The sequence below is a fragment of the Nitrosomonas sp. Nm132 genome (assembly GCF_900100485.1).
In the GTDB taxonomy this organism is placed as follows: Bacteria; Pseudomonadota; Gammaproteobacteria; order Burkholderiales; family Nitrosomonadaceae; genus Nitrosomonas.
Window position 1 is genome coordinate 1 of sequence record NZ_FNDH01000092.1, and the last position, 3752, is coordinate 3752.

General features: G+C 47.1%; 6 protein-coding genes and 1 pseudogene. All 7 read right to left on the reverse strand.

Translation table 11 applies throughout. The features are described from left to right. Positions 1–170: 170 nt before the first annotated feature. The gene (rpsT, locus tag BLP80_RS14480; protein WP_090544413.1) at positions 171–434 is read right to left on the reverse strand and encodes a 30S ribosomal protein S20; all 264 of its coding nucleotides are present in this window, start codon (positions 432–434) and stop codon (positions 171–173) included. Positions 435–602: 168 nt separating this feature from the next. Further along, a complete protein-coding gene (locus tag BLP80_RS14485) occupies positions 603–1046 on the reverse strand; it encodes a hypothetical protein (RefSeq protein ID WP_218120470.1) in 444 nt (147 codons plus the stop codon). A 27-nt stretch (positions 1047–1073) separates the two neighbouring features. Next, positions 1074–1367: a hypothetical protein gene (locus tag BLP80_RS14490; RefSeq protein WP_090544415.1), complete on the reverse strand. Its 294-nt coding sequence runs from the start codon at positions 1365–1367 to the stop codon at positions 1074–1076. 393 nt (positions 1368–1760) lie between these two features. Continuing rightward, on the reverse strand, positions 1761–1979 hold the full coding sequence (locus tag BLP80_RS14495) for a hypothetical protein (protein ID WP_090544417.1): 219 nt from the start codon (positions 1977–1979) through the stop codon (positions 1761–1763). Between the two features lie 160 nt (positions 1980–2139). Beyond that, on the reverse strand, positions 2140–2712 hold the full coding sequence (locus tag BLP80_RS14500) for an IS4 family transposase (RefSeq protein ID WP_143002325.1): 573 nt from the start codon (positions 2710–2712) through the stop codon (positions 2140–2142). Positions 2713–3154: 442 nt separating this feature from the next. Next, positions 3155–3454, reverse strand: a pseudogene (locus BLP80_RS14505) (transposase); the annotation flags it as partial. A 16-nt stretch (positions 3455–3470) separates the two neighbouring features. After that, positions 3471–3752 (reverse strand): transposase (locus BLP80_RS14510; RefSeq protein WP_176754393.1); only part of this gene is annotated, 282 nt, incomplete at its 5' end.

The following is a 3752-nucleotide window of genomic DNA, read 5'->3' on the forward strand; positions in this document are numbered from 1 at the left end:
TCGATATGTTCGCATGCAATGCCCCCGCAAACATTACTCCACATGCCACTACTAACCCCTTCAGCCATCCTCGGGCATCCATTCCTCTCTCCTTCATTTTTCGTTTTTTAAAATCTCTTCTCTAACAACTAAACAGCTAACACAAAAAAACTTTTACCCTAATTCGATTATCAAACCATAGCTTTAATCGACTTTGCCAAACGACTTTTATGCCGCGCTGCTTTATTTTTATGAATAATCCCTTTGTCTGCGATAGCATCCAGAATACTGGTTGACTTACTAAACACAGCTTTTGCCAGATCTTTATCTCTAGATTCAATCGCTTTTCTCACACTTTTGATCGCAGTCCTCATTCTAGATCGCAAACTAAAATTTTGCTCTCGCCTCATGACTGTTTGTCTCGCCCGCTTCTTGGCTTGTGCAGTGTTGGCCATATAAACTCAATTCCTCAATTTTTAATAATTTGCTAAAAAACTTCGGGATATTACGTTTATTCTAAAGATAATGCAAGAATACAAAGCTCCCCAATGTTAGCAACAAATAGAAATGTCCGGTTTTGTAGCAAATAAATTGTCCGCTTTGAAACACATTGAATTGTCACTTTATTCATTGCGCAGTTGTGGCGGCGGATTTACGCGACAACTGAGCTGTCCAGTTTTATTTCCTTGCCAGACGAACCGTATGTGGCAAGTTTCCTTGGGCCGTGCATGATAGCCACTTGGCCATTTGAATAGCGCAATACGCGCGATTCTTGCCTTCACATAATGGCAGCGATGGCGATCTGCCGGGATTTGAAGCTTTAAGCCCTCAAAGCTAACACAGTTATCATGGCCAACAACGCGCTCATGGCGTTCACAGAGGGTGTCTGCAAGCTCTTCACCGATCCATGGTACAAAAGTACTGCCTTCCTCGCGTGCTGATTGCATGAACTCGGCATTGAAAGCAGGCATATAGACTTCTTTTAGATGTCGATTGGCTGTTGCCATATCGGTAATACCGACTAACACCAACTCTTTTGGTAGGCGTTCCTGGTGCGTGCGAAACATGCGTTCGCTGCGCCCGCGTGCTTCTGGTTAATAGGCTGCAATCATCTCGATTCCTAATCGTTTCATGGCCTGCCCAAACTGAGTGAGATTCTGTTTGTCAACCTTACAGCCTGCTTCCGGCGTGTACCAGTAGTGGCTGCCACGATCGGAGTAAAACGAAGCAAACAATCCATGTTTCTCAATGACTTCCTGTACGCCCTGGAAGCTGCTCATGCCGCCCTCTTCCTCAACCAAAAACATCGAGCAATGCTCACTGGTGGCATCATCCATCGTGACGATCAAATCCCATACATGGACGCCCACTTTTTGCCAAGCTTTCATTTAATGATTCTGAGAAAGTAAAGATTGCTGCCATACATGCGGACTCTCGGTATGAGACGAATTGCCTCTGTCCCTGAGGTATCCCCATGAATTTACCCTCTCTCCAATGAATCGAAGTAATCTACTAAAAGGGCTTGCGCCTGCTCCAACATTGAGGCGGATAATTCAAAAACGACATAGCGACAAGCTATTGTGGCAAGAAAAATAACTGAATAGGGTGAACGACCTTGGCCGCTGTTGACCTTAACCCGAATATTTCATAAATTGGCGCGTTCCCTCACTTGCCTTTTGATTAATAAAAAAGATTTTGCTCAGTCGGGTGTATGAATCACTACACCCCTCCTTCTCAAAACTTCCCTATTAATCAAAATCCTGCGTGATCATCACGCGAATTTATGAAATATTCGGGTTAAGGTATCGCTCGATATCAGTACCTTTTAAACATATCCCCGTAAGCCAAAGTGCAAAAATGATGAGCGCGGCAATTAATAACAGGTTGGCTCGGCGTTCGGCTTCAATCCGACTTTCGCTGGTAAAATCCAAACCATAATGCGTACTTTGGGTGTCTCGCAAGCTTTCCTGAATTTGCATACGGCTTCGATAATAATCCACGACCCGCACTGCAGAAAACGCTTTTAGCGAGGGCGACACAACCAGAAGCTAGGGCTCTTTTCCGCGTTTGGCATGTTTACGACTGGCACTGGATTTGCTTGGATGATGTTGGGCGGTCAGCTGTTTACGACCTCTAACGGGCCTATAAAAAGTCACCAGCTCACCGTTTAGCGGATGGCTGTACCCAACGGGCCGAGCCTAAGCACTTGGGTGTTCGAGTGGCTTTAGCGTAGAGTGACTTTGCCGCCAGCCAATCGTTAGGCCGGTTGACCCGGGCAATGAAATCGCGATTGCGGATTCGCCCGAGCCAATGCCAGTCCAGATTTTCAACTTCGCGAAAGAATGGCGTGCGAAATCCAGAATCAGCAACGATGATAGGCGCTACATCGGCTGGTAGCAATGCTTGCAAACTCCTAAGAAATCGCTGCTGTATCCGACGGTTGCCCAGTTTCTTAACGGGATGAATTTCTTCGTGCAAGGTAACGGAACGCCCTCCCGTGGGCAAAGCCGCTCGTAAGAGTTGCTGATGCTGATCTGTTGTCAGGGGCGACCAGTCGATAAGGATCAAGGGCATGGGCAGGGATTGCAATAGCCATCGGGTCATAGTGCCGTATATCTCCATGCGTTCGCTGTTGAGATGGTAATTGCCGGCTAAGCGATCCATACGCTTGATTTTGTGTTTGATATAGGCAGGTACGGACAAGCGACCGCCCGAGCTGTGTAATCGATACAGGCGCTCCTTTCAAACCAGCCTGAACAGCAGCCATCAGAGCTTGGAGACGGGTAGCATGAATGCCGGGAACTTTTTCTTTCAATAAGTTATGCAGCAGATCAATAATCGACATAAATTTATCCTTCCAGGTTATTATTTTAGAAAGAAATTTCATGCTCAGACCAGCTTAATCTTATTTTTATCCGAATTCCATCCAACAATACATTGTTTTTTAATGATATTTTGTGGGGACGCCTCAGCCTCTGTCCCTGATGGAATTCGCTGAGCAGCTCCTTATCACTTCAGCGTGCTTGATGCACTGTGCGATTTTCAGGTTTAGCCACTCACGGTCTGACCAGTCTCGCCATCATGTCATGATTGCCTGCGCAATCGGTGGTAGTCCTTCTCCTTAAACTCGTTTTTATTGCAACATTACCAATACGCTTCTATTCAACTGTCACGATCAGTGAGTTGCGGTAGTCGTTGCAGTAGTATGATCGGAGTGAAATGTCGTTTTTTTGGTGAGCAATGCCCAGATGATGCGAGCGTTCTTATTTGCCAGGGCAACAGTAGCAACATTCTTATTGCGCCGTGTTATCAGCTTGCGCAGCCAGCTTTCTGGCTCGGCCTTCTTCTCGGCAAAACGGATGACTGCTCGTGCTCCGTGGATCAGCAGGGTGCGAAGATACGTATCGCCGCGTTTGCTAATACCGAGCAATAACTGTTTGCCACCGCTTGAATGCTGCTTGGGCACCAATCCTAGTATCAAAACATATTAATTACGAAACATAATGCTGCTGCATTTTTCGATCTGCATCCTGTCGAGTGAACGTCCACTCGATCGATCGGCGCTCGGCATTACGCCGCTGTTGCCAGGCATCCACCTCAGCAGTGAGCGCGTCGCGCTCGTGCCAGTGTCGATCCAGACACTGCCTATCAAGGATGCCGATCTCGATCTCCGCCATGTTGAGCCAGCTGGCGTGTTTCGGGGTGTAGTGGAATACGACGCGGCGCAGCAGCACCTCTGCCTCCTCAATACCAAGCACTTCCTCGAAACAACG